Origin of the sequence: Pandoraea oxalativorans (assembly GCF_000972785.3) — a bacterium.
Classification (GTDB): Bacteria; Pseudomonadota; Gammaproteobacteria; order Burkholderiales; family Burkholderiaceae; genus Pandoraea; species Pandoraea oxalativorans.
On record NZ_CP011518.2, the window covers coordinates 601,290 to 626,344 of the forward strand.

Below are 25,055 nucleotides of genomic sequence, written 5' to 3' on the forward strand. Positions count from 1 at the left end.
GGGTGCCCCCCGTGAAACCGACGCCACGCGAACGCCCCCGCCGAACTCACCTCAAATACGCGTCTCAGGGTAGCGTCCGGTGCGTATGGACGACGCGCACACAGTGGATGTCATCGCGTGAGATGAAGAACGACACGTCGATAAAATCGGTTGGCCCCAAGTACTTTATGCGCGCGATGAGGTAGCCGTTGTCTTGCCAGACAAGCACTAAGTTCCGCGTGAACGACGCGAGCTCGTTCGCCAATTCGGCACCGTCGATTCCCGCTTTACTCAGGCTGATTTGATCGGACTCCTTGCATTCTTCGAGCTTGTCAGGCACCCCGAAGAGCTCAATGGTGACGGGCTTGCTCGGCTGAGGCTTCTCCGGCAACGACTTCTCCGGCCGAGACTTCTCCGGCTGAGGCTTGTGCATCCGGGCTTGCTGCGTCGGGGTTTTCTCGGGCCGGGGCGGCCGCAACGCTTCGGCAAGTGCCTCAAACGTCGACGGGGCGGCGAGCTTGGCCAGCATCGTCTTTTGCCAACTGTTGGCGCGCTCGAAAACGGGGTCAAACGCCCGAATGTTGACGGCCTCCCACAGCGCCTCCATGTTGACGTACTCGGGGTTAGCCAGTTGCCGGAAGGTGTCCGTGGTGCGCTTGAGCTCGCCGCTTGTGGTCAACTGTTGGGTGAGCGGGGCGGCGTCGACCCCCGTGAGCGATACCGTCACGGTGTCATGATTCATCGCCAGGAAGACAAGCTTATCCCGGTGCTCAGGCGGGAGCTTGTCCGCCAGTTTGGCACAGCAGGCAACGAGTTTGGACTGGTCGATGGGCGCATCCGGATGCACTAAGCCGAAAAACACCGCGCGGGCGAGCTCCCTGTCCTCACTGGGTTCAGGGCGGAAAATATCCCAAACGCAGGGCTCGGGGTTGACGTCGTGGTAGCACTTCGCCTCCTTCGCGTCCCTCAGGTCCCCGAACGTGATCGGGACAGGCGGGTCACCGGTGAGGGTGAACAAGACCTTGGTGCGCGGCGTGTCCGACCCGACCGGGGTGACGGTGCTCGGCTGTGCCGTGATGCTCGAGACGGGTAGCATATGCATGATCTGTTCTCCTGATCGTAAGAGGGGGGCCCAGGCAACGGGCGAAAGCCAAACCTCCGCCCGGTCCGCCCGTGAAGGCATTGGGACGATGGACGATGACCCTGGCGACGCTCGGCGGTCCCTCCGCCCCCACGCGAGGCAGCGGTGCGGTCTGCGCGCTCTCGGCCCTCTCCGCGGTGTCCGCGGTGTCCGCGGTGTCTTAGGGGCGGCCGGGCGGGTCACGCGGCGCGTCTCGCCGCCTCGCCCATGACGCACCGGCTTATGCAACGCCGGCCGCGTCGTGGGTTCATTTGTAGATCATGGCGCCGGCCATTTCTTTCGGAATTGAGCGGCGATCGCCGAGTTATGGCGCAGATAGCGACGGGGACTATGACGGTGCCCGTGCGCGCAGCGTGAACGGCACACGGCGCAGGCGTTGATTCGCGAGCACCGGCGAGCGGGCGAGCGTCACGGCGCGACGAACAACAGCCCTGGGCGGGTTGGCGGAGTGGCGATGGAGCGCACCGCGCATGGCGTCGTCATGGTCTCGCCATCGGCGAACGCGACGGTCGGCGTGACGGTCGGCGTGACTGTCGGGATGATTGTCGGCGTGACTATCAGCGCAACCATTAGCGCCACCGCGTCGCCGGCGCCGAATGCGCGATGCGGCTGCGCCGACACCGCGCGGTCGCTGCGCGGGGCGACGCTGCCGGTCCCCTGCGCGGGCACCGGCACCTTGGCGACGGGCTGCAGAGGTGCGCCACGCCGTTCTGTTGCAGGCTCGCGTGCACGGTCGTCATGCCGAAGGTTGACGGTGATACGCCCACCGCGTCGATCAGCGCGTTGCCGGCGGTCACGACGCAGGAATAGGCCGCCAAGAGCGCGCCGCCGGGAAGGGTGCCTAACTTCCCCTCGAGAACCCTCATGACGCCGTTCGCCGCGGCCCCCCTCACCGGCGCACCCGGCTCACCCGGCCCGTCAGGCGCCGCCCGCCGGCAACACCGGGCAGCGAGCCCCCTGCGGCGATCGACTTCGACGGCCACCCGACCTTGCGGGCCAGGCGGCACCCGCGGCGGCTCCGCCAAGGCGCCGTTGCCCCTGCGCGGTTCACCCAGGCGGCCGGTGTGGTGCGAGCAGTGGGGTTCGAGAAAATGGGCAGCCTGCCGCGCGTCGAGCGTCACGGGCGGGGCGCGGCCCCCTATTGACGCGCGGCCGCGCGCAGGAGGAGCAGGAGAGGAACGGCGGTGCGGCGCCGCCCGTCTGTCGAGCGATTGTCGGTCGATGCGGGTGCCTTCCCCCGGTCCCACGCGTGCGCCCGACCATACAGCGGCGCCCGGAGCGGCGCCACCATGAGCGCTTGGCGCGGCCCGGTACGCCACGCCGCGGCCGCGTCAGCCCCCGCCGACGTACCGCGCACTCAACCTCGACCACCGACCGACCGGCAGGCCTGCCGGTCGCGACAGTCCTCGTGCAGCGCCCACGCCGCGGCATGCCGCTCAAACGCCGGGGAAAACGAACGACGTGATCGGGTCGTGAGCCACCTCTGCCTCGCCGGCCGTCTCACGTCCCGGCGCTTGCGCGGGCATAAATTCCGTGCCTTGGACCGACCCGCAGGTCTCATGCGTGATTCGCTCAACCCCGGCCAGCAGACAGTAGCCAATACGAGGAATCGTTCGGATGCAGTCCGCGCCGACCCCCGCGTCGTCCAAGGCGCCGCGCAGCACAAAAATGGTCTGATTAATGCTGCCTTGCGACACCTCAAAGCCAAAGTCTTCCCACACCGCGCGAAAAATTTCGCGGCGCTTGACGATCACATTCGGGTGGCAGCAAAGAAAGAGCAGCAACCTCGATGCGACCGGCGCGAGGGGGAAGGTCCGGCCCAACCGCTTATTGACGAGCAGGTTGTCCTTCGGCGAAAAAACGGCGCTGCCATTGACGCGAAACTCGTACATAAAAATGCGATGCATCTTGTCTTTCTCCTCCGTCGTGCCCTGAACTGCAGGCGCGATTGGCTAGTCGATCTCACCAGGTGACGTCCCTGTGACCCTCTTTTTTTCCTCGTCCCTAAGCCTAGAGAGCGGCCCGGCATGAGTACACCTCGGACTTTTGCCGCACGTCGTATAGTTTTGCTGGCGGGAAAAATTTCCGTGATGACGACGCAGGACGCCCCGCATGACCCTCGGCCCCGCCGGGGCGCCGGGCACGCCGCGGCGGGTGCCGGGAAGGGCCGCCGCCCCGCCGAATCGTCGTGTACGGCTTGCGGGTAGCGGGATCCTGCGGCCCCGACAGGACGGCCCGCGGACCGTGGCCGGGCGACCCGAAGTGCGGGACGCTCGCCCCGATCGCGGCGGCCTGTCGGATCGACATTTTCCACCGCGCAGCGGGGACCACTATCCGGCGAACACCTGAAGTGCCCGCAGTGGGCGGCGGGCAGCGGGTGCCACGCAAGGGATCGGGCGGCGCCGATGCGCTACAGGCCGGGGTGGCGACCTCGCGCGTGCCCCTCACGCCCGCAGGACCGGCGAGCGCGCGGGTTGCCGGTTCCCCCGGCGGCGGCGCGCCCGGCGTCGCGTCGAGACTTCCCCGCGATCCGCCGCCCGCCTCAGTGGCGTGCCACCGTGTCGGCCGGGCGCCGACGACCGGTCCCTATGGTTCCATGTGGCTCCAATGTGGTTCCAAGTGGATCCATAAGGGGACGGATGGCCGCCCCCCGCCACCGGCGGGCCCGTCCCCGTCGACGCGTTTGTCACGCGGGGCGCGCGCACCGCCGCTGCGCCGGGACCGGCGGACCGCACGGCACGCCTACCCGTCCCGCCCGACGCACGCTCCCGCGACGCGACGTCCTACCCCGGCTCCCGGTGTGCGCGGCCGGGCGCACGGTCCATCCAACCGGGCCACGCTCATCGACGCCAAGCGCCGCGCGCGAGGCATGCATCTTCAGGTATGCACCTGAGGTTGGTCCCGACACGGGGCACTGACAATGGACTCGTGCCATGGAACGCGTGTGAGCCGTCGAGCCGTCAAGCGGACGCCGCGCTTTTTTGGCCCTCCCGAGCCCGAGCAGCGACCACTCCTTTGATTGAGCCGCGCCGCCGGCGCTCGGCACGCCGAGGCGAATGGCGCCGACGGCGTCTCACCCCGCAGCGCCCAGCGCGTGCGGACCATGGATCGCACAGAGATCACACTATGGACAACCTTTCCGTCTACCTGGCCGGCCAACCGTCGCGCCCGCACTCGCCGACGCAGCGCCACCTCCCCTTGACCCTCAAAGATCGCCACGCGGGCACGATCGGCGACCAAGAGTGGATCGCGGCCCGCACGCGTGGCGGCGACGCCGCGCTCGGCGCGTGGCCCACGCGGGTCTGGGAGCGCCTGTTGCAATGGCTGAACTGGTCCGATCGGCGCAGCGCCAAACTCGCCTGTCGCGATATCTACCAAGCCGAGAGCGACCGGGAAAAGCTGGCGAAATTCATGGACCTGCGCGACCTGGTGGTGCCGGCGGACCGGGCGCGCTTCACGTGCGAGTTTCGCGGCACCCAGGTCAGGCTCGCCATCGTGGACAGCCCGCTCACGGTGGAACTGGAGTGGGCCGCCACGATTTGCTTGCCCGGTCGTTGAGCGGCAGGTCCGCCGCGCTGGCGGACGTTTGCGCCGGGCTCGCGAGGTGCGCGTCGTCCGCCTCCCTGCGCGGCCCACGCCTCACGCCTGCCGTCACGCCAAAATGACCCCCGCGGGTATGCCCGGCCGCGGAAAAACGCCGATGCGCGCCGCGACCCGCCATGCACGTGCGTCAATCATGTGCGCCAACGCCGAGCCGCCGGCGCGAGCGCCTGACGCGCCGCGTGGCGTGACTCGGACGCATCGAGCCACGCCCGGGCCACCCTCGTTGGCGCGATGCCGAAGGCCGTCGCCCCCGCACCCGGTCCGCGCGGATGTCAGGCGGCGTCGACGCCCCGAGGCCCGTGGTCGGCCTCGATGTTTTCGCGACTAAGCGACTAAGCGACTAAGCGAGTGAGCGAGTGAGCGAGTGAGCGAGTGAGCGAACTCCGCGCGGTTCGCGGCGCATCGGGTTGGCGTACCAGGCCCGCCCCCGACGTTGCCGTCATGCATCGGTTGGGCGGGTCACGGCGTTATTGGACCGCGCGGGTGCGCCTGGGCAGGGCCACGCCGGTCGGGGCCCGCACCCGCGCCGCACTCGATTGCCCGGCACCCGCCGCCCTCTAATGTGGTTTAATTTCTCCATGGCCGAATTTTCTTTACCCTCAGGTTGTGACGCCTTGCCAGGGCAATCGATTCTCGTCGTGGACGACGAGGAAAGCGTCCGAACACTGCTCGCGGAGTTCCTGCAAACGCTCGGCTACCGCGTGCGGCTGGCCAACGACGGGCAGGAGGGGGTCCACAAAGCGCAGGTGTTGCGCCCCGATGCCATCCTCATGGACGTGCGCATGCCCGTGTGTGACGGCGTGGCCGCCTGTCGTTTGCTCAAAGCCACGCCCGCCACGCGGGACATCCCGGTGATCTTTATCACCGCGGCGAGCTTGCCACAGGAGCGCGTCGCAGGGCTGATGGTCGGCGCCGTGGATTACATCACGCACCCCTTTGACTTGGAAGAAATCCGGCTGCGCTTGGCGATTCATCTGAAGCCGCCGCCGGACGAAGCGCGCGAACAGGGCGACCCGGCGGCGCCCCTGCCGTCGTGCACCGCGCGCCTGGACGTGGCGCTCTTCGAGGCCGCGCGGGCGCGCTTGCTCGACGATCTGGCCCATCCGCCGCAATTGCAAGCGCTCGCCGCGTCGATTGGCACCAACGCGAAGCGGCTCAATGCCGCCTTCAAACAATGTGTCGGCGTAACGGTCTTCGACTACTTGCGCGAAGTCCGCATGAAAACCGCGTTGCGCCTGCTCTCGGAGACCTCATTGGAAGTCCAACAAATTTCCCATGCCCTCGGCTATGGCAGCACCGCCAATTTCTCCACCGCCTTTCGCGAGCGCTTCGGCGTCGCGCCCCGTCAGTTCCGCAAAGCGCGCCACAGCGGCGTGGATTGATCTCGCGGCCGCGCCGCGCGCGTCGTGCGGGCGGAGGCATCGCCCGCGGCGCACGCGCGCGGGCCGGTGGGGCATCCTTTGGCTGCTGTGCTGCCTCCTCTCGCCCGCGCTGCGCGCAGCGCCGCCCTCGCCTGCGTCGGCCGCGTGCACGCCGGTATCGGCCGCGCCCTCGCTCGCGCTCACGCCGATGGCGATGCTCACGGTGGCGCAGCGCGACCTGACCCTGCGCGAGGTGCTCGCGCGCGACGACTGGCGCCCGGTGCACGGTGCGAATGTGAATGTGGGCTTCACCGCCGCGACGGTCTGGCTCACGGGCGCGCTGTGCAACCCCGGCCGCACGCCGGTGACGCGGTGGCTCGCGGTCGGCACGCCACGACTGGAGTCGGTGACGTTCTTCCGTGAGGGCGATGCGACGCGCGGCGGGGCGCCGCCCCTGGTGGCGGGCAACCACACGCCGCTGGCCGCACGCGCCGTCGCGGCGTTGCTGCCGGTGTTCCCGATCACGCTCGCGCCCGGCGAGCGCATCCGGTGGGCCTTGCGGGTGCAAAGCCGCTCGGCGGTGGCGATCGTGCCGACGCTGTGGGAGCCGACGGCGTATCGCCAGCACGAGGGCCTGGCGCTGGTCGGCACCGCGTTGCTGGCGGCCATCGCGCTGCTGGTCGCGCTCTTCTCGCTGGCGCAGGCATGGAGTTGGCGCGATCGCGGTTTCCTGCTGCTGGCGACGTGGATGACGCTGGCGCTGCTCTACGCGCTGGCGTTCGACGGCTACCTGTATCGGTACGTGTTCGTGCAAGGGGGGGCGTGGGCCGTGCGCGCGCCCGGTACCCTGGGCAGCCTGGCCAGCCTGTGTTACGTCGCGGTCACACTGGCCTTTACCGGCCTGGCTCGGGTGCCGCTGTGGCGATGGGTCTATCGGGGCTTTGTCGGCTTGCTGCTGCTTGCCGTGGGCTGGACCGCGTGGGGCGATTACCGCGCCGGCGCGCTGTACGCCAACGGCGTGGGGATGGCGTTCTACGCGGTGTGGTTCGTCTCGCTGCTCGATGCGTGGCGGCGGGGCTTGCCGCACGCGCGCGTGTTCCTGCTGTGCTACACCCCGGTGTGGGTCTCGGTGGCCCTGGGCATGTTGCAGGTGCAAGGCGTGCTCGATTGGGCGCCGTTGAGGCACCTGCACACGTCGTGGCTGCCGGGGCTCTGCGTGATGGGCATGGTGGGCCTGTTGGCCACGCGCCGCGCACAGCAGCTTCACACCGCGCATGCGGTGGCGCTGAACACCTATCTGAGGGCTCAGGACGCGGCACAGGCACGCCTGGAACAGGCGGTCAGTGAGCGCACCACGGCCTTGCGCGCGGCGCTGGCGGGCGCCGAGCAGGCCCGGCGCGCGAAGGCGGATTTCCTCGCCAGCATCAGCCACGATCTGCGCACACCGCTCACCACGATCCTCGGGCAAGCCGAGCTGCTGCAGTCCGGCGGCGGTGCGCCCGCCGAGCGCGCGCGGCTCATTCGCAGCAGCGGTCAACACATGCTCACCATGGTCAGCAATTTGATCGACTACGCCCGCGACGACGCGCTGGAGGCGGCGGAGCCCACCGCCGTCTATTTGCACGCGATGCTCGAGACCATCGCCCACACCGGCGCCGAGCTGGCGCGGCGCCACGACAATCAGTTCACCTTTTCCGTGGAAGGGACGCCGCCGCCGGTGGTGGCCCTGGACGCGGACGGGCTGTATCGCGTCCTCGGCAATTTGTTGGATAACGCGAGCAAATACACCCGGCACGGCACGATCCGCCTGCATGTGGCGTTCGAGGGCGGCGATGCGCGCGACGGGGGCGAGGGGGGCGAAGCGGTCGACGCGGGCGCGAGCGCCGAGGCGCGCGCGGGTGACGCGGTGCCGTGCCGTGCCGCCACCCTGCGCTACCAAGTGTCGGACACGGGACCGGGCATTGACCCCGCCGACCATCAACGCATTTTGGAGCCCTTCACGCGCCTGGCGAATGCACAGGGCCTGCCCGGCATTGGCATGGGCTTGGCCATCGCCCATCGGTGGGTGACGCGCCAGGGCGGCACCTTGGTCATTGAGAGCGCGCGCGGGGCCGGCACCACCGTGCGCGTGACGGTGCCGGCGCGTGTGGCGTCCGAGGTGGACGTGGCGCACCCCGCGCTCACCGCCGTGGCATGCCCCGGGCCTGACATCGACGGGACGGGACGACGGCTCTGGCTGGCCGAGGACACGGCGGAGATTCGGCACCTCTTGGAGGACCGCTTAAGCGCTCTGGGCTTCGCGGTCGAGGCGTTTGCCGACGGTCGCGCGCTCATCGCGCGCCTGCACGCCCCGCACACCGCGCGGCCCGACGCGGTGCTCACGGATGGCGCGATGCCACACGCCGACGGCATGGCGGTGCTGCGCGCGGCGCGCGCCTGGCGCGCCGAAGTGCCGGTGGTGTTGCTCAGTGCGTGGCCCCTGCCCGACACCGCCGACGGCGCGCCGGCGCGTCCCTCGTTCGACGCGGTGTTACGTAAGCCCATCGACTTTTCCGAGCTGCAGCGCACGCTCGCGCACCTGCTTGGGCTGGGGGCCACCGCGGCCCCGGCCCCGGTCCCTCCCGCCGCGCCCGGCGCGGGCGACGAGCGCGCGCCGGTGGGTCAATGCCGCGCCAGCCACCGGTCGGCGAGCTCCGCCGCGGGCAGCGCGGCGGAGAAGTGAAAGCCCTGTCCCCATTGGAAGCCTAGCCGGATGAGCGTGGCACACTGCCATTCGGTCTCCACGCCTTCGACGATCAGCGGCAGTTCGAGCATATCGCCCAGCAGCAGCATCGCGCGGCACAAGGCTTCGTCGGCGCCGCCGTCGGCCAAATCCTCGACGAACTGCTTGTCGATCTTGAGGCTGTCGATCGGCAGTTTGCGCAGATAATGCAGATTGGAGTGCTCCGCCCCGAAATCATCGAGCGTGACGCGAAACCCCAGGGCGCGAATGCGGGCAAGCGTGGCGGCCGCCACCGAGACATCCGCCACGATGGTCGACTCGGTGATCTCGAACTCGAACAGGGCGGGCGCGAGGCCATGGCGAGAGGTGCATTGCAAAATTTTCCGGGGCAGCTCGGCGTCGCTCAGTTGTCGCCCCGACAGGTTGATCGCCACGCAGGGCAGCACGAAACCCTCGGCACGCCAGCGCAGCAGCTGCTGACACACCTGCTCGAGCACCCACCAGCCGAGCAGTTCAATGAGTTCCGACTCTTCCGCGATCGAGATGAATTCGCTCGCCGGCACGACGCCGAAATTCGGACAGGTCCAGCGGCACAGGGCTTCGACCCCGTACAGGTTCCAGGCGGTCAAACCGACCTTCGGCTGATATTGAAGGTGCAGGCTGAGATCGTGCTCAAGGGCGCGCCGCAAAGCGGCCTCGAGCGCCAGCCGCCGCGCCGCGGATTCGCGCAAACTGGGGGTATAGAGATTCACCGAATACTCGCTGAGGGCGGCGGCACGATCGAGCGCGCAACCGCTTTGCGACATCACTTCCTCGGCCCCGTCCATGCCGAGCGGCGCCAGGCCGATGCCCACATTGACGCCGATGACCACATCCACGCCATGCGCGTCGAGGGGCCGTTGGAACGCGGCAAACACGCCGCGCGCGAATTCGCAGGCTTCGTCCTCGCCGCTGACCTGCCGGTAAAAGCAGAAACGGGTGCCGTCAAGGCGCGCGAGCGAGGCGCCGCCGATGAACGCAGCGAGTCGGTGGGCCGCCTCCGTGAGCAGGGCGTCGGCGGCGGCGTCGCCGAGCGCGGCACGAATGCGACGCACGCGGCGCAAGCGCAGCGTAAAGACCGCGATCTGCGTGCCGGCGCGCCGCGGCCGGGCCAGCACCGCCGCGAGTTCCAACCGAAAGCCGGAGCGATCGAGCAATCCCATGAAGCCTTCTCCACGTAGGGTAATGAGGGGCGCGCCCCACGGCGCGGCAGCCGCCCGAAGCACGGGCGCGGCCGCCGCTGCGGGGCGACAGCGACGCTGTGACGGATGCCGCCGCCGGGATGGCGGGGGCGGGGGCGCGCGCGATGACCTCCGCCCGCGCGGGGCGAGGGTCCCGGGCCGAAGGTCGTCCGTTGACGCGGTGGAGGGCGCCCTAACCGGCCGGGGTGACCGCGCGCTCGCCCGGGGCATGCGCCGCGGCGCGCGCGCGGTGCGGCGCCGTGTCGGCGCCGCCCGCACCGGCGGGCGGCGTCAGCGGCGCCTCGCGGAAGCCGGGGATGGTGCGGATCACGTTTTTCACGTAGGTCGGGGTAATCAGGCCGGTGCACTCGAACTGGCGCGCGGTGCCCTTGTGGCGCGGGCACCACATGAAATCGAAATGGTCGAAGCGATGGCGCACGTCATTCCAGCAGCTGTTGCACGTGTGGTGATTGACGATGCGATACGGCGTCTCAAACTCGTTCGTCTCATGCGTGAAGCCACTGATCATCACCACCGGCGTATTCGTTGCCCAGGCGAGCCAGGCCAGGCCGCTCGACAAGCCCACAAAAAAATCCGCGTGGCGCAGCCAGCGCGCACGCTCGGCCAGCGGCCGGTCACCGGTCTGGTCCTCGCAGCCCCACGGGATGTGATTCCAGGTGGTGCCCACGCCATGGGTGGACTTCTGGTCGATGCAGATCACCCGGTACCCCGCGTCCTTGAGGAACTGCACGATCTCCTTCCAGCCCCCGGGAAAATTCCAGTACTTGCATTGCGTTGACGCTTGCACGGCGATGCACACATAGCGCTCCGGGATGGGGCGTGTCTCATCGGGCAGCGACAGCAGCGGCGGCATTTCGGTCGGATCCACGCCCAAGATGTGTCCGGCCGTGCGGTGCAAGCCGACCTGCCGGAAGTCACTGGGCTGGAACGCGTACTCGTGATCGTCGAAGAACAGGCCGATGCGGTAGGTCGCGTAATACTGATCCACCTTGACCTGCTCGGGCGTGACGAACTCGATGTGCGGGTAAGCGCCTTGGAACAGCGGGATCAGCAGCGCGGACATCGACACCGTGAGGCGGCATTGGTGCTTTTCCTGAAACTTCACGGCGTAGGGAAACCAGCCGACCAAGTCGCCCAGCGTGCCCACCGGGAACAGGATCAGCACCGCCTTGTCGCGCGCATCAAACCGATGGTGCATGACCGACTTGCCTTGGCGGCTCACGTCGATCTCGAACGGCACGAAATACTTCTTCGCGCTCATCACACAGCCTTCGGTCATGCTCGTCTGGAACAGCGTGTTGCCGGTATGACTGTCGCTCAAGGTCACTTTCCAGTCCCCCTTGGGCACCAGAATGCGGCAGCCGTCGTTGAAATCAAACCGAATCCCCGTGCCTTTCGGACCCGCCAGGGTGGGCAGCGTGGGGGCCGTCGGATACGGCGGCTGGCCGGGCGCCCCGGCGGAGGTGAGCACCGGTGCCGCCGCGGGGCTGGCGGGCGCCGACGACGACGCGTCGACCGGGGCGGAGGCGGCCACGGGCGCCGAGGTGGGCGCCGGGGTGGGCGCCCCGGCCTCGGCACCGGGACTCACCGATGCGGCGCACAGGCGGAAAGCAGAATCGACGCTCGACATCAAGGGCTCCTGGTTCTTGAAGCGGGACTGCGCTCGTCCTCGGGACACCCCGCCACTCGGGAGTTGGCCACCGTGGCCAAACCAAGGGCGCGCTGGGGACGGGGGTTTGACGGGTTCAGAGAGATTGCATGGTCTCGTTTGGCCAGGCCCCCGGACAAGTCTGCAACCATCACGATTTATCAGGACTTCTCATCATTGCCGCGGCTCGCGAGCGGCACGGCGCCGGGGCCGCCCCTGCCGAGCGAAAGACCTCGCCGGCCCCCGTGCCTCGTCCCGACGCCCCGCCCGGACGTCGAAGCGTCCGGTGAACGACGGCCCCTGTGGGCGAAAAAGGCACACGGTCAGGGCGGCGTGCCCGTCCACCTGTTTGACGCGTCCGATACACATTGGGCGTCGCAGATCACCGGTTTCGGTCGCGCAAGGGCATAACCGCGGCGTCCTTATCCGGACCTTGATTCAGCAGGGGACTTGGCCGCGGACATGACACGCCCGCACGCGTGCCCCTCGCGGCGAGGGGCGGCATGCGCATCGCCGGGCCGGCCTCGGTGAGCGCCGCCCCCTTGGGCGCGGCGCCGCCCGCAGGGGACCTTACGCGCCACGCGCGGCGCCGGCGGCCGCGCATGTCACGTCTGCGCCTCGACGCCCACGCCGCCACTGGAGAATCAGCGCCGCGGCGACCACGCATCCGGCCAACGCGCCGGTGGTGAGCATCTCGCAGCGCTGTTCCTCGCGCCACACCATCGTCAGCAGAATCGCGCAAATGAAGACGATCACGGCCCACGTGAGCCACGGGTAGAGCCACATCCGAATCGGCAGCTCCACGCCCTCGGCCCGGAACTTGGCGCGCATGCGCAACTGCGACACCGCAATCACCAAATACACAAACAAACCGATTCCCCCCGTCGTCGACAACAAAAAGCCAAAGACGTACTCCGGGAGAAAGTAGTTGGCAAACACCATCAGGAAGCCGACGGCCGTCGAGGCAAGCACCGCCGGCCGTGGCGTGCCCCTTGCATCGGTGCGCGTCAGCAGTCGCGGCGCGTCGCCGCGTGAGGCGAGCGAAAATACCATGCGCGACGCCGTGTAGAGCGCGGAATTGAGCGCACTGGCCACGGCGACCAGAATCAACAAATCGATCATGAGGCGCGCGCTCGGAATCCCGATCAACTCGAGCGTGCGGTGGTACGCACCGTGCGAGCGAAGCAACGGGTCATCCCAGGCCACCAGCGACGAGATGATAAACACGGAGCCCAGGTAAAACAGCAGAATTCGCCAGATCACGGAATTCGTGGCCTTCACGATTTGCGACTTGGGGTTGTCGGACTCGGCCGCCGCAATGGTGATGATTTCAGTGCCGACGAAGCAGAACATCGTCGCCAACATGGCCGAGAAGATCGCGCCCACCCCGTGCGGCATGAACCCGCCATTCGCTACCAGTTTGGACACGCCGGACACCGACGAGAACGGCAGCCACCCCATGATTGCCGCCGCGCCCAGACACAAAAACGCCACAATGGCGGCGACCTTGACCATGCACAGCCAGAACTCGAACTCGCCGTAGTTCTTCACCGATAACAGATTGCTCAAGGTCAACAGCGACGTGATCCCCAGCGCAAAAACCCAGGTGGGAACCGCTTGCATCCATGCGTTGAGGATGGAGGCCGCCGCAGTCGCTTCGATCGGAATCACCAAGACCCAAAACCACCAGTAAAGCCAACCAATCGAGAAGCCCGCCCAACGCCCGATCGCTTTGTCCGCATAGGTCGAGAACGAGCCGCTGTCCGGCATCGCCACGGCCATCTCGCCCAGCATTCGCATCACCAGCCCCACCAAAGCGCCCGTCAGCGCGTAAGCGATGATGGCCGCCGGCCCGGCGTTCGAGATCGCGATGCCGGCCCCTAGAAAAAGGCCCGCGCCGATGACCCCCCCGATGGACATCATCGTGACATGTCGCTGCTTGAGCCCCGAGCTTAAGCGTGCATTCGGTATGTGTTGCATTTCGTCTCCGAGTAACTTTTTTAGGCCACTGCCCCCCAAACGCATGTCGGGGGAGCACTTGAGCCATATCGGTGCATGCGCAGCGCCGCCTCACGGACAGCCCGCTTGCGCCCGACACCGTCAATCCACGTCGATATCGTCGATATTCGCGTCGACCTCGCCGCCCCGGCGTAGTGGCGTAGTGGCGTAGTGGCGGATGCCGGGCCGTGCCACACGCGCGCATTTGGTGACATGGGCGACATGGGCGACATGAGGCGACGAGCGCCCGGCCCGCCGACCCCGGCCGACCGGCATCCGACTGGCTCAAACCATGGGCGGCGAGGCCACTTTTTAAAGCATGACCCGTCGCATTGCTTTCGAAATCGTGTCGCGATGCCCGATTTATGAATACAGGGACGCGCCGGTGTTGCGCAGACACGCGCGGCAAGCGACCCAATGACGACGCCGCTCACGTCGTTGCCGCAAGGGGCATACCGCGTGGTGTGAATGCGGCGACGTCGTCGGCCGCGGTGGCCAAGGGCGGTTTTCCAAATGGCCGGCGCAGCTAACGATACGGCGCGATGCCATTGGCCGTGCACGTCTTAACGAGCCAGTGCAGATTCGCACTGGCCCGGGTGCCGGCGACGGTGCCGGAAAACCACCCGCTCGTGCGCCCGATGACGCACGGGCGAATCGCGTTCTCACACAGAGAGAACGCGCGATCGGGCAGGTACCGCTCTCGACGTCGCGCCCCCGCTTGGGCCACTGTCCCTGCAGGGACTGCCAGGCCCGGCCAAGCGGGCTCGACAGCCCGACGCCGCCCAGGTGTTCGGCGAGGACGCGAGCGCGGTTGCGCATGCGCAAGCGTCGACGCTGCCAAGGCTCCCCGGTGGCGCTGTGAGCCGCGACAGCGAATCGCTTGCCGATCAGGGTGGCGCGGCGCGTGACCGGCAGAGCCGGTGGGCGAGCGGCTTTCGGCTCCGGCTTTCGGCTCCGGCTTTCGGCTCCGGCTTTCGGCACCGGCTGTCGGCACCGACGCCTCTGCCTTGATAACTGCGCGACGCGCAGGCACCCCGCATCCGAGAGGCACGAGCTAACGCTTTCGGGCCATGCCGTTGTGGGGCTCGTAGGCGTCGATCCTCAGGGCAGCGCCCGACGCCACACCGCAAGCGTCAAGCCAAGGCATCTACCGAGGTTTTGCAACCCTTGTCATGCTTATTGGATTTCAGCTTATTGAATTTCAATAAGACATGAAAATGCAAAGCAACGATGGGGTGACAGTGATGCCGCGCACGGCGCGTCGTCGTTTCCGTGCGCAGTTCAAACGGGATCCGGTCGAGCAAACATTGCGCCGGGATGTCTCGCCGGCGGCCGTAGCGCTCGCCAACGGCGTAAGTGCAAACCCATTGTCGCGGTGGCGCCGGCTGCATCTTCAGCAAACAACGGCCGCGACGTTCGTGCCGGTCGAGGTCGTTGAAGCGGCGCGCTCTGCACATGCAACGCCGGTCCGCGCGCCGAGCGGCGAGATCGCGTCGCGGCACGGCGCGACGTGCCTGACAACACGCGCTCACGTCGATGCGGCGATACTTCGCACGATCACCTCGCAGGCTCTGGCGCGCGGCGGCACAGCATCGGCATGCCCGCAGGAACATAGATCCGGCGTGTCGCCGGCGTGGCTGATATGCGTCGCGGCGTCGACGGCCTGATGGCCATTGTGCAGTCCAAGCTCGCGAGCAATCCTTACGGCGGCCATGTGTTCGTTTTACGGAGGCGCCGTGGCGACAGCATCAAACTGCTGTGGTGGGACCGGGACGGATTGTGTCTGCTGTGCAAGCGCCTTGAGCGTGGCCATTTCGTCTGGCCCCAAGCCTCAGACGGCAGCGTGTATCTGAGCGCCGCACAACTTTCGATGCCGCTCGAAGGCATGGAGTGGCGCCGTCCTCGGCGCAGCGCCGATACACCGGGCCCCCCGGCCGATCGGCTCGTGCCACCCTGGCGGGTCTCGACGCCACGCCGGCGTCTGCAGCCCGCCCGCCGCCCGCCCCGCGGGGCGGGCACCTCGGCGTCATGTTGAGAAGGCTGATCGGGCACGTGGGACAGGCGGGAGCGCTCGGGCCGTGATCGGCAGGCCCGCCGCCCCTACCGGATCGGGGGCCACGGCGCGAGGCCGTGGTGGGTGGATCCCGCGCCAGTAAATTAAAGCCTGTCCAAACGATGAAAATGCGCGTTCCCCATAAATCCTGCCTCCGCGGCTGCTTGCTGTAACGCCCGCTGGGACGCATCGTCATCGGGCAGGCCCATATTCAGGTAATGCGCCTGCATTTCGTAATAGCTTTGGCCCGCGACAAAGGGCCGGACGTAAATCTTCGCCTTCGCGAGCGCCTGACAGAGACACTCATTCTCCGGGGTGGGGGCTGCGCGCATGATCCCGGTCATGATGAGCTCAACGGTATCTCGATTGTCACGTAGGAGTTGGGGCGCAGTCTGGGCGAAGTCGGCCAGCTGACGAAGCAGGACGTTTTCGTTGTCGGCGTTGGTGTCCATCCAGCGGGAGCGGGCGAAGTCGTCCGCCGTCAGCCGGCCCTTGTCGTCTCGGCCGTACGCGTACTCGTGAAAGCATTCCGGGACCAGGGCCAGTCCAATGCTGATCTCGCCGTGCGGGCCCGCGACCGTCACTTTCGCCATGAACTGCCCGTCTTTGCGCAGTTCCAGCGGCGTGTTCAGCATGCTGACATGCGCCTCCGCCACCATGTGCTCCAGGAGATACTCGGTGCTTATCCGGAGGTCATACAGCTTGCCCGCCTTGACGAGCTACTCATAGCCTTCCGGCGTGCCGGCGGCGACTTGATACGCGACGGCGTTCAGAAGTTTTTTCTGGCTGCCGCCCTCACTCAAGCGAAAGATGTGAGAGAGCATGTGCCTGAGCCAGGCGCCTAGCGTCATGTGGGTGAAGTCCTTGATAAACTGCTTCACGTCTTGCGTTTGGGCGGCCTGTTTTTGAAAGTCCTCAAGGAGCTTGGTCTGCTTGACGTTCAGCGCGAACTACGGCGCGGCTCGCGAAGAGGTGCCGTGTACGGGCATAGGAAATCCTCCATAAGAAATGCGTTGTCTAAGAATGGAAGGGCACGCCTCGTGTGGCCGAGCCAATGGCGACCATCGCCAGCTGCGCGCGCGGCACCGCCCTGTCGAGAAAAACCCGCGGCCTTCGGCGTGAAGTGCCCGATGGCGTTCAGGGGGTGCCCGTTGATTGTCGACGGAAACGGGCCGCCCGACTTCAGGTGATCACCTGATTCGGGCAATCGGTGCGCCCGGCGCCCCCGGGCCATCGTACGACGGCTTGACGCGCTGGCCGCAGCGCGGGACGAAGTCGTGCAGCCCTGCGGCGGCGGCGCGCACTCCGTCGCCGCAAGTGCGTGTCGAACGACTTCGCGCAGTCGGTTCGGATCAAGCGGCGGGCGCCCGCGCTTGCGGGCGGTGAGGGTGGTGCCCGGCACGTCGCCGCGCACGGGCTCCGGGGGTAAGAGGCTAAGAGGTTAAGAGGCTAAGAGGTTAAGGGGCTCGGGGCTAAGGACAGCGGCCGGCCACTCGGCTTCTTGAACCGGCCGAGTGGGTCGGCATGACGGCTTCACGTGATGCGCCGAACAGTTCGCGCTTATCGGCGCGCTGTGTCGCTTCTGCCCGATCACGCCGGGTCGTCACGACTCGACGCTCGCCTCACAACGCGTCGCGCTCGGCAAGCCGCCCCTGGGATTCCCAGCACTGAGCATGCGGGTGCCTTGACGACTTCATTGAACGTTGCGTCCGCAACGTGCGTTTGCGCACGCAAGCGTGCCAATCCAATAGCGACGACGTTAGGACCTCGCTGTCTGATCGCTGAACACACGTCTGCAAAACCTTGAACGTCGAACAAACCTCGCGGCACCGATACGAAACACGAGCTCGGGCGAGACCGGCGGTGACGGACGGAATCGAAGGCTGTTACCAGCGCCCACGCATCCATGCGTCGATCGGTATTGCCGCCGTGCGATGACGCAGCAATATGACAAGCGACGTGAGCGGCTGCACGCGCTAACGCGGCACGCTCACATCCCCCCAACCCTTGTGAGCTGCGCGTCGACGCCAACATCATGCCTGCCAAACGGTGGCTTTTCGAGGCGCCCGAAGGCGACGAAGTCCCTATCGCGACTCCGACTTATCCACGCCCTCGTTCACCTCGCCTGAGGCGCCGGGCGCATCGTAAAGCGCTTGCCAGAACTCGTTGGTGGCAGGTTTGATGTCCCCCTTTATCTCTTTGGCCTCGCCATCGAACCGTGGCCTCGTGGCATAGTATTCAGGCAGAATGCAGGTGCCCATTAGCATTTGCTCCGGTGTCGGCACAATTTTCTTATTCACGACCTTAAAGTCCCACAATACTGCGTTTTTATGATGATGTTTGCTAAGGATCCGCCCGCTTTCCAATGCCCCCTCCTTGAATGTACCCGTCAACAAAACCTTTAGTTTCGGATCGAAATAGGTTCCGTCCCCGTCGAGTGCGTTACCGCGCTCTTTCTTGAGTTCCTCCGGTATGTCGCGCATCGGTTTTTCCCCCTGAGCAGCATCGATTTTCTCGGCGCCACCGTAATGTCGGAAAGCGCTTTGCACAAGTGACGGCGGGCGATGAAACGAAGTTGTCGTCTCGGAGACGGAAGCTGTCATCGGGCTGTCGCCCACGCGCGCCTCGTCGCGTTCGCCTGCAGTCGGGTGTGGCTCGGTCGCCGACGTTTCGCGCTCGCCACCATTTGTCCTATGGGCCGCGTGGAGCGGGGAAGTTTCCCCCTGGGAGTTCGTTGGCAGGCCATCCCCCCCCTGCGTGGCGCTTTGGGTGTGCGTTGTGGGCCGCCATGGAGCGCCAAGATCCAACAGGTGAGAAGATCGAAGAATTTTCATAACGGTTTCCTTTAATGATATGACGGGGTTTTCGGTGTCGAACACGACGCGTCGTACTGCCGTTCGCGAATGTCACTGACCTCGGTCAGCGAAGGACAGCCACTTATCAGCCGTGCCGCTCAGTGCGGCTTGACGCCGGTGCTACACCTCCGACCGTGCAGGTGCAAGTGCCCGAGCCCTCCCAATAGCCTCCCGGGTCGGGGTAAGCGGAACCCCGGGACTGTCGAGAAAATGCGTTGGCTTTCGGCTTTTCATGCGCCCGCCGCGCCGGGGGTGCTCACCTCCATTCTCGGCATGGCGGTCCACGCCCATATCGAGTAAACACCTGAAGTGTTGGCCACTAAAAGGGGCCTGCCGCGATAAGGGTCACCCCCGCTTCTAACGCGGAGGGTAACGCCGTACCGATGTCACCCGGCGCGGCAGAAAAAAGCCGGTGTCGGCAATGACGCCCGGCGGGTGGGCGTTTAACACGTTTTCGCGAGGCCCGTCGTGAAGCGGAAGTTCTCTGCGCCGAGGTTCTCGAGCGTCAGCGAGCGGTTGCGCAACGGATCGTGGATGTCCTTGCATCGGACGATCGGCCCGGCGATCGGTTGCGAGAAGAACAGGATGTAAAGCCCGCCCTCGATCAGATTGCGGATCGGCTTCGCATTGCAGCGGTAGAGCTCGATCAGGTACGAAATCGCGTGCAACGTGTCAAACGAGATGCCCGGCGCCTGCGCGAGATTCTCGACGATGGCGGGCGCGTGCCCCGGCGGCGCGGCGGTCCGGCCCCACGTCTCGACGGCAAAGTTGCCCGACTTGAAAACGCCCGGCGCGCACAGCTTGAGCGTCACGGCATTGGGGCTTGGCGCGCTTGTCACTGACGGGCCCCTTGAGGCGCATGCCGAACTCTCGCCCCCCACTTTCGGGGTTCCGGTCCGGTTGCGCCCGCCGCACGCCATTCGGCCTACCCGATGTCGCCCGCCGGTCACAGCGGCCGTGCGTCGCAATGCCCCACCGCTGCGCCACATCCGCCTCCGAGTGAGCACCCTCCGCGACCGGCTTGAGCGCTTCGGTCCTGAACTCATCCGGATAGCACGTAGGACTCCTACCGAGCGCCTCGGATGCGAAAAAAAATGGCTCGACGAGGTCTACGAAACGCTGCCCCGTCCAAGCGTTGGCACCGAAACCGGCGCTCGCGCGGCGCCGGCGTGTGCCTGTGACGAGATCCCGAGGAAGATGACCGTCACGCCGATGGCCGCCGCCGCTTGGCGGCGCCGCGGGCCGGCGTGGCACCGCCCTCGCGCGCATGCGATCACGCTACAATTTCACCCCGGCGCGTAGCCAAACCGTACGCCCGGGTTCCATCACCGGGACATTGGCCGGGTAGCCAAAGCCGGCGTTACCCGCAAGATTCAGATGCTCGGCATAGGCCTTGTTCAACACATTGTCGACGCCGACCGAGATCTGCACGGCCTTACTGACCTTGTATTGCGTATGCAGCGACAGCACGCCGAATCCGGCGCTCGGACCGAAGTCCTGGCCCACCACATTGCCCTCGCCCAGCGTGTAGCGATGCTGCGGCGCAACGACCCGCCACAGCCCACCGACCGACCAGGCCCCACGCGTGTATTCGAGCCCGAGGCGCGCCTCGAGTGGCGGCATCTGCGGTAGGGGCGCCCCGCTCGAGGCGTTGCGCCCCCAAGCGTACGCGAGCGACGTCGCGACGCGCAAAGGTGCCACCGGGCGCCAAGACACACCGGCTTCCCCCCCCATGATCTGCGCATTGACGTTGCTCACCTGCGAGGTCGGTCCCATCATGCCGGGCGCGTAGTTGAACAAAATGAAGTTCTGCACGTATCCCGCATACGCCGAGAGCCAGGCATCGAACCGAGCGCTTTTGTAGCGCGCGCCAACGTCGAGCTGCGTGGTCTTCTCCGGCTGTACGGCGGTGAAAGCGTTGACCGACCCCGCCGGCCCCGCGTCCGCGGAGAACAGCTCCCAATAGTCGGGATAGCGCTGCGCATGACCGATGCCCGCATACCATGTGACGGGCAGTGACGCGAGATCACGCTCGTAGCGCATGAAACCGCTCGGCAATACGCGCGCCCGTCGGTCGTCGAAGGTCGGATTCGGCAGCTCCGCCATGTCGCCGGCCATCGCACGCTTGTCGCGCGCGCCGGCGTAGTCAAGGCGCGCGCCCCCGATCACGCGCGAGACGTCGCTCGCGTACCACGTCAGCTCGCCGAACGTCCCCGCGTTCCACATCATGGCCTGCGCATCCCACGGCTGGTCGCCGTAGTTCTGCCGCCCCATCGCCGAGCGCGAATCGAGCCAATTCGCTTGCGCGTCGACGCCCGTCACGAGCTTGAGATCGCCGGCCAAGCGCAACGTCGCCGCGGTCCGTGCGCCGAACGTGCGCCGTCGTACGTCGGCAGCCATCGGCATGGGCATGCCGCTCGTCGGGTCGGGCGCGCGCAACGTATAGTTGTCCATAACATGCTCGACCTGGTTGTAATACACGCGCGCCTCGATACGCTCGAGCACCTCGCCCAGATGCCGCTTGTCAAGCGACAGGCCAAAGGTCTCGCGACGAAAACGCACCCCGTCCATGCTGCGCCCCGCGTAGCGCGCATAGCCGTCGCCACCGCCCGCGCTCAGCTCGACGCGCGTATGCTCATCGGGGGTCCAGCCGAGCGCCGCGTCAGTGCTCCACTTGTCCCATTGCGACGGCACCGTATTGCCATTGCCGTCCCGGTAATCCTGCGAATGCGCGTGATTCGCACTCACACGGCCATACCCGGTGGGCGTGCCCACCGTCATGTCGACGTTCTGATCGTTGCGCCCGAACGAGCCGCCCACCACGCTGCCGTCAAAGCGCATGCCGGGGCGCTCAAAACGCGGCGTCACCCGCTCAAAGAGCACGGTGCCGGCCGACGCGCCAGGGCCGTACACGACGCTCTGCGGTCCCTTGATCACCGTCACCTTGTCGTAGCTCTCCGGCGCGATGTATGAGCTCGGCGCATCCATCCTGGCCGGGCACGCCCCGAGGGTCGGCAGCCCGTTCGCCACGAGGTTCAGTCGCGAGCCGAACATCCCGCGCAGCACGGGGTCGCCATTCGTCCCGCCGCTGCGAATCGACGTGAACCCCGGGATCGTCTTCAGATAGTCCGCCCCGTCACTTGCGGGCAGCGGCTGGCGCGCCGCCTTCGGATCGGTGAGAACGATCAGCGGTGTCGTCAACGGCGACGCGACGACCTCGACCGGCGCCAACTGCACTGCCGCCTCCTGCGCCGGAAGCGGCGTCGGGGGGGCGGTTTGAGCCACGGCAAGCGTGGGGCTCAGCACGCTGATGGCCAGCGCCGAAACGTTGCTTCCCAATCGTTGCGACAGATGCCGCGAATCGGCACGGCGGCGCGCCTGCGGCGCGCGCGGGGAGAATACGGTCATGTTGGAGAGTCCGAGTGGCGCCGTGGTCGCACGGCCTCGCCGCACCGCACGTACCCCGGCAGTCAGAAAAAAAGAAAGTGGGCGTCGCAGCCGCGCTCGGGTGGCGCGCGGGAACGACACGCACAGGCACAGCGCTCGCCTCGCGCCTGCCCCGGCGCAGGCATCGTTGCGCGCGCGAACCCGAGGGGCGTCACGGCGTGCGCACGGCACCACTGCGACATCCGTGGCGCCGTGATCACGAACCCCGTCGCGAACACGCCCGGCCAGGCCCGCCGGTGACGACGTCGATTCAACACGCGAGCCGGGGCGGCGTTGCGCACTTTGGGGGGCGGCGGCGCGCGGGGCGGTGAGTGTCGCGGGAAATCGGCCGGCCTCCTGGTGGTGACAAGACTGCGATGGCGCGGCGCATGCTGCACCGCGACCCGCTCGCGCCTCTTGCAATACGGTTGTCCGGCACGTTCGGGAATCGCCGCCGCGCTGCGGCCCCCTGTCTTGGCACCGATAACGTTGGACACGCGGGGGCCTCCGAGGCGGCGCGCTTCCGAGAAGCGTCCGACGAGCTTCCGACGAGCTTCCGACGCGCTTCCGACGCGCTTCCGAAGAGCTTTTGACGAGCTTCCTTAGGCAGGCCCGACGGGCTTCAAAGGGTGACATGCAGCCCGGTGTTTCGAGGCGTCAGGGCCGTCGAGCAACGAAGGCTTGGCTCGGAGCGACCTCTCAGAACCGGATCGGGTCACGGCAGTGATCCGAAAGGGGGCGCGGGCCGGCGACGCTGCCGCTTAAAGCGTCCGGTTTTCACTGCCACGATCAATCGGCCGCCCTTTCTGTTCCCAAGCACCACTCGCGTGGCGGGGCGGCAACTCGGACGCGGGGATTTAGGCCGCTTCGTAGTAAAAGGCGTCGTTTTTGCCAGTTACGGTGTTGTGCCGATTAGGTCGGGCACCTCTCCTGCTGCCGTCTTCGCTAGCTCGCCCTGTCGAACCCAAGGCACCCCCACCCCAGAACGCTTCACCGACAAACGCCCTCGGGTGGAGGTGGCGGGAGTCGAACCCGCGTCCAGAACGCCTTCACGTTGAAGGAATTACAGCAATCACCATCGCTTGATGGCAGCACCGATTCTGCTTATCAGGTTGCGCTCGTGCTTTCGAGAATGCGCAAAAACTTGCGGCTTTGCACATCAGCGCGTGCCACGTGCCCCGCGCGAAAAGGGCAGTCGCCGCGCCAGAGGAGCGACCGCCCATAGACGGTCGCGGCGTCGTGCGTTCGGTGCGCTTGGACCGGCGCGTCAGCAGCCGTGACAGCGCAACCCGCATCAGGGACCCAACGCGGCCAGTCAGCACCCTACGCCGTGTCCCTCGCCGCCGGTGCAGCAGTCGGGGCTGCGATCCTCCCAAGGCGTAAACACGTATTCCCTGTACGCGCCACTCATGACCACAATCCAGTGATGCAGTGAGCGCGATGGCCTGTCGTGCGCCACCAAAAGGCAGGGGAGGCATCGCCACCGGATTGCACGATTTGGCGCCCGCTTGCCGGGGTTTCGGTGCGCTCGGCCCGAGCAGCGTTGATGGTCTGCTGACGGTCTGCTGATGGTCTGTTGTGACCTGCAGCCGCCGTCATTCCTGAGTGCATCGCCCGCGACGGCCAAGGGCGCGCGGCGCGGTGCCGCCCCGCCAACCCGCACAGGGGGGGTGCGGCCCGCAGGCGCAGCCGAGGACGCCGCCCTGCGCGCCGTGATCGCATTGGCCGCGCGCCACCGTCGCGCACAGGCGGAGGAAGGCGAGGACGACGGCTTGACCGGAAATGGCCGCGCCCGGCTGGCAAGCGCGCGCACGCATCGACGTGTCAGCGCCGTAGGCGTAATGTCAACCGAACGGCGTGAGCGATGATGGAGGCGTGCCCCGGCTCGAGATGCCGTGATGGGCTCGGGTCGCCGCACCACCGATGCCGATGCCGATGCCGATACCGATGGCACGGGGGACGTTTGAGCCGCACGGGCATGTTCGGCCGCCCCGCGCCAAATGGCGGGTCGTTGAGGCCCGCCGCTTGGGTTTCGATGAGAGTCGCCCATTCAGGCGCGATCGGTGTCATCGGCGCCGAACCGGCGCCTTGCGCCGCTCACTTGCCGCTCACCGCGCGCACACCGGACGACTTCCCCATGGGAGGCCGTCTGACAAAACCGCGCCGCGCTCGGCGCGCCTTGGTAGCTTGAGCTTTCACGGTGACGCCTTGGCGAGGCGTCCGGAACGTTGTCGCGCGTCTCGTTGCGCGTCATGAAGGAGCGCTCGGGTGGATCGCGGTTCGCCCGCACCGTCCCCCCGCGGCACCCCATGCGGCGTGCGTAGCCCTTTGGACGAGCCACCGAAAAACTTCGATTCCGCGATGTCACCCGCTGCCGCGCGACGCGCAACACGCCCCCATAGGAGGGTTGGCACGTGAATTGCTGCCCGAAGACGTGAGGCCGCACGTCCGCGCGCGTTCGTCAAGTGATGGGGAGCAATTACAAATGGCTATCGTTTTCGCTTTCACCTACAAGGGATTCCGGATGCTCTGTACGGCACTGCCGGAGACCGGGGGCGGTTTTCGCGCCACGGCGCAGATATCGTCTCTTACCCCCGGCGTTTCGCACGACGATCGGGTAATCACGGTGCATGGGGGCGTGTACGTCAAGGGCCCGGCGGCGATTGAGGGGGCCGCTTCTCTGGCCCGAATGTGGGTCGATGCGCACCCGACGAAGTAAGCGCCGATGATGCGCCACCTGATGCGTTACCCTATCCGGCGCGCAGCACCGGGCAAGCGCGCAGCACGAGTCGACGCGAGCGCGACGGTGTCTCGCCGCTGTCGTTTTTCATGCCGGGCGACCTCCCGCACGCGGGACCCGGCCGTGTGCCGCCGGGCCGCCGGCGCGGCGGATCGGCGCCCGCGGGGCCCAGCGCAGCGCATTCGCCCGGGCCTGTGCGCCCACACACCAGCGTTCCGTGATCGATCCGCCGGGCGTCCCGCGGGCTCCCGCATACCGGCAATGGGAAAAATGGCAGATTCCGGCCGG

17 protein-coding genes and 1 other RNA gene are annotated in these 25,055 nt (G+C 67.1%); 6 read left to right on the forward strand and 12 right to left on the reverse strand.

Annotation, left to right across the window (positions count from 1 at the left end; translation table 11 throughout):
- Positions 1–64: 64 nt before the first annotated feature.
- The 3 genes from MB84_RS27320 to MB84_RS27330 all read right to left on the reverse strand — a co-directional run bounded on the left by MB84_RS27320 (position 65) and on the right by MB84_RS27330 (position 3,027).
- A complete protein-coding gene (locus MB84_RS27320; protein ID WP_052654210.1) occupies positions 65–1,081 on the reverse strand; it encodes a hypothetical protein in 1,017 nt (338 codons plus the stop codon).
- Positions 1,082–1,528: 447 nt separating this feature from the next.
- Complete coding sequence (locus MB84_RS27325) at positions 1,529–1,789, reverse strand: hypothetical protein (protein WP_157123105.1); 261 nt, start codon at positions 1,787–1,789, stop codon at positions 1,529–1,531.
- Between the two features lie 767 nt (positions 1,790–2,556).
- A complete protein-coding gene (locus tag MB84_RS27330) occupies positions 2,557–3,027 on the reverse strand; it encodes a winged helix-turn-helix domain-containing protein (RefSeq protein ID WP_084010149.1) in 471 nt (156 codons plus the stop codon).
- Positions 3,028–4,246: 1,219 nt separating this feature from the next.
- On the opposite strand from MB84_RS27330, the gene MB84_RS27335 reads away from it, so the two are divergent.
- The 3 genes from MB84_RS27335 (at position 4,247) to MB84_RS27345 (ending at position 8,806) form a co-directional block, all read left to right on the forward strand.
- Positions 4,247–4,678: a hypothetical protein gene (locus MB84_RS27335; RefSeq protein WP_052654219.1), complete on the forward strand. Its 432-nt coding sequence runs from the start codon at positions 4,247–4,249 to the stop codon at positions 4,676–4,678.
- Between the two features lie 683 nt (positions 4,679–5,361).
- Complete coding sequence (locus MB84_RS27340) at positions 5,362–6,105, forward strand: response regulator transcription factor (RefSeq protein ID WP_342672665.1); 744 nt, start codon at positions 5,362–5,364, stop codon at positions 6,103–6,105.
- A gap of 187 nt (positions 6,106–6,292) precedes the next feature.
- A complete protein-coding gene (locus MB84_RS27345; protein WP_052654227.1) occupies positions 6,293–8,806 on the forward strand; it encodes a hybrid sensor histidine kinase/response regulator in 2,514 nt (837 codons plus the stop codon).
- Here MB84_RS27345 and MB84_RS27350 read toward each other — a convergent pair.
- From MB84_RS27350 to MB84_RS27360, 3 genes are all read right to left on the reverse strand, one after another.
- Positions 8,746–10,008 carry a GGDEF domain-containing phosphodiesterase gene (locus tag MB84_RS27350; RefSeq protein WP_052654231.1) on the reverse strand — a complete coding sequence of 421 codons (1,263 nt, stop codon included), beginning with the start codon at positions 10,006–10,008 and terminating at the stop codon, positions 8,746–8,748. The genes MB84_RS27345 and MB84_RS27350 overlap by 61 nt on opposite strands.
- Positions 10,009–10,219: 211 nt before the next feature.
- Positions 10,220–11,677 carry an autotransporter strand-loop-strand O-heptosyltransferase gene (locus MB84_RS27355; RefSeq protein ID WP_065225903.1) on the reverse strand — a complete coding sequence of 486 codons (1,458 nt, stop codon included), beginning with the start codon at positions 11,675–11,677 and terminating at the stop codon, positions 10,220–10,222.
- Positions 11,678–12,265: 588 nt separating this feature from the next.
- Positions 12,266–13,675, reverse strand: coding sequence for an amino acid permease (locus MB84_RS27360; protein WP_052654234.1), 1,410 nt, complete (start codon positions 13,673–13,675; stop codon positions 12,266–12,268).
- Positions 13,676–14,937: 1,262 nt separating this feature from the next.
- Here MB84_RS27360 and MB84_RS27365 point away from each other — a divergent pair.
- Positions 14,938–15,360, forward strand: coding sequence for a transposase (locus MB84_RS27365; RefSeq protein WP_169835098.1), 423 nt, complete (start codon positions 14,938–14,940; stop codon positions 15,358–15,360).
- Positions 15,360–15,728 (forward strand): IS66 family insertion sequence element accessory protein TnpB, encoded by a 369-nt coding sequence (gene tnpB / locus MB84_RS27370; protein WP_342672670.1) that lies wholly within the window; start codon positions 15,360–15,362, stop codon positions 15,726–15,728. The genes MB84_RS27365 and tnpB overlap by 1 nt, the downstream gene beginning before the upstream one ends.
- Positions 15,729–15,850: 122 nt before the next feature.
- Here the strand turns inward: tnpB and MB84_RS27375 are convergent, their stop codons facing one another.
- From MB84_RS27375 to ssrA, 6 genes are all read right to left on the reverse strand, one after another.
- On the reverse strand, positions 15,851–16,381 hold the full coding sequence (locus MB84_RS27375; RefSeq protein ID WP_157123109.1) for a hypothetical protein: 531 nt from the start codon (positions 16,379–16,381) through the stop codon (positions 15,851–15,853).
- A gap of 84 nt (positions 16,382–16,465) precedes the next feature.
- On the reverse strand, positions 16,466–16,627 hold the full coding sequence (locus MB84_RS30380; RefSeq protein WP_157123111.1) for a hypothetical protein: 162 nt from the start codon (positions 16,625–16,627) through the stop codon (positions 16,466–16,468).
- A gap of 1,203 nt (positions 16,628–17,830) precedes the next feature.
- Positions 17,831–18,625: a hypothetical protein gene (locus tag MB84_RS30385; RefSeq protein WP_211279397.1), complete on the reverse strand. Its 795-nt coding sequence runs from the start codon at positions 18,623–18,625 to the stop codon at positions 17,831–17,833.
- Positions 18,626–19,044: 419 nt separating this feature from the next.
- A complete protein-coding gene (locus MB84_RS27385) occupies positions 19,045–19,440 on the reverse strand; it encodes an MBOAT family O-acyltransferase (RefSeq protein ID WP_052654250.1) in 396 nt (131 codons plus the stop codon).
- 439 nt (positions 19,441–19,879) lie between these two features.
- Positions 19,880–22,009, reverse strand: a complete 2,130-nt coding sequence (locus MB84_RS27390) for a TonB-dependent copper receptor (protein ID WP_052654255.1) — start codon at positions 22,007–22,009, stop codon at positions 19,880–19,882.
- 807 nt (positions 22,010–22,816) lie between these two features.
- Positions 22,817–23,139, reverse strand: a transfer-messenger RNA (tmRNA) gene (ssrA, locus tag MB84_RS27400).
- A 1,373-nt stretch (positions 23,140–24,512) separates the two neighbouring features.
- Between ssrA and MB84_RS27405 the strand changes: the two genes are divergently transcribed.
- Positions 24,513–24,746 (forward strand): hypothetical protein, encoded by a 234-nt coding sequence (locus tag MB84_RS27405; RefSeq protein WP_052654259.1) that lies wholly within the window; start codon positions 24,513–24,515, stop codon positions 24,744–24,746.
- Positions 24,747–25,055: the final 309 nt, after the last annotated feature.